The organism is Streptomyces sp. NPDC059909 (genome assembly GCF_042730885.1).
Taxonomy (GTDB): Bacteria; Actinomycetota; Actinomycetes; order Streptomycetales; family Streptomycetaceae; genus Streptomyces.
This window is the reverse complement of the sequence record NZ_JBHWKX010000225.1, coordinates 1-1,479: the sequence shown is the minus strand read 5'-3', so window position 1 is coordinate 1,479 and position 1,479 is coordinate 1. Positions and strand designations below refer to the sequence as shown.

Here is a 1,479-nt window from a genome sequence, read left to right as displayed (position 1 = left end):
CCCGGGGCCGGGGCGACTGCTTTTCGGCAGATGGCTCGGGGTGCCCAGCCGATCCCGCAGATGCCGAAATCCCCGACGGACCCGGTGGGGGCTCAGTCCTCGGCCGGGCCGGGGCGGTTTCTCCCAGGGGCGGCGGAGGTCGACAGCGAGATGGCGGGCGAGGCGGAGCTGGACGTAGGCGGCGGCGACCAGCCATGTCCAGCGCAGGGCCTGCTCTGGGGTACGCAGGCGGGCGGCAGTCCAGCCGAGTTCGGACTTGAGGAGCCGGAAGGTGTGTTCCATGTCGAATCTGCGCAGGTAGGACCGCCACAGCACGTCCAGGTCCGGCGGGGTACCGGTGGCATCGGCGTGCCACAGCCACAGTTGTCGGTGCGGATTGCGCCCGTCGGGCAACCGCTCGACCCGCACCTCGATCACGGTGCCGTCGACGACGGGAAGCCGGGTGAAGTTCTGCGGGTACTGGTCGGCAAAGTAGCCGTTGCGCTGCACCTTCTGGTGCATGTGGTGCCAGGCGCGGACCTCGACGCGCCCGTAGCGGCGGGTGTCAGGCACGACGAGTAGCTGGTCGGGGCGGCGGAGCTGAACGGAGGCGGACAGTTCGAAGCGGTGGCCGTGCACGCCGTTGCGTCCGGGACCGGGCTTACGCGGACCGGGGCGGCCGTCGTAGAAGACGCGGTCGGCGCCGATGCGGACGAGTAGCTGTACCGGGAGGTCGGCCAGGGCGTGGGTGAGGGCCGAGGCCCCGTAGCCCTGGTCGAAGATGAACAGCGGCGCCGGCCTTTCCTTGACGTGGAGCCTGCCCTGCTCGGCGAGATGGTGCACGACGCCGCGGACCTGGTCGGCGGTCGTGGCCACGGGGCAGGCCGTGGGCGGGATGCGGCACACGTCCACGGGCAGTGTCCAGGATGCCGAACCCCATTCCAGACCGGTGACCCACTGGAACTGCCAGCCGGGAATGGTCTTGCGGTCGCCGTCACAGCGGCACGGCGCGTAGTGGTGACCCCGGCCCGGGGAGCATTCGGCGCTCGGCCGCGGATAGGTGGAGGCATCAACGCCGAACATCAGTGGCTCGTCCGGAAGTTGACGGACAAGCAGGGAACGCAGCCGCTCTTCGTCGACGCCTCCGCAGGCCAGGGCGTCGTACAGGGCTCCGTGGCCGCGTCGGAAGTGCTCCTGCAGTGACAGCTCAACCAGCGAGGTGACCGGGCCGTCCGCGCACAGAATGGCGTCGGTCAGCTCGAACAGGGCGTCGGCCCGGGTCGGCAGACAGGCAAAGAAGTCGGTCCGGAACCGGGACAAGGCGGTCAGGGACTCGACACGGGCGGCTTCGCTCAGCAGACTCATCCTCGCGGCCTTGGTGGTGATCTTCAGCGTCTCGACAGCGCACATGATCACCCCGAGGCCGTTCCGCTGTCCGCCGAACGGCGAAACCCCCGGTCAACTCAACGAGCCGACCGAGAGCGGAGGATAAATCTCAAG

Annotated in this window: 1 protein-coding gene; it reads right to left on the bottom strand. The window is 69.4% G+C overall.

The features are described 5' to 3' along the window. The coding region (locus ACFV9O_RS40395; RefSeq protein ID WP_385428076.1) for an NF041680 family putative transposase at positions 1-1,389 on the bottom strand (1,389 nt) is incomplete at its 3' end. Positions 1,390-1,479: the final 90 nt, after the last annotated feature.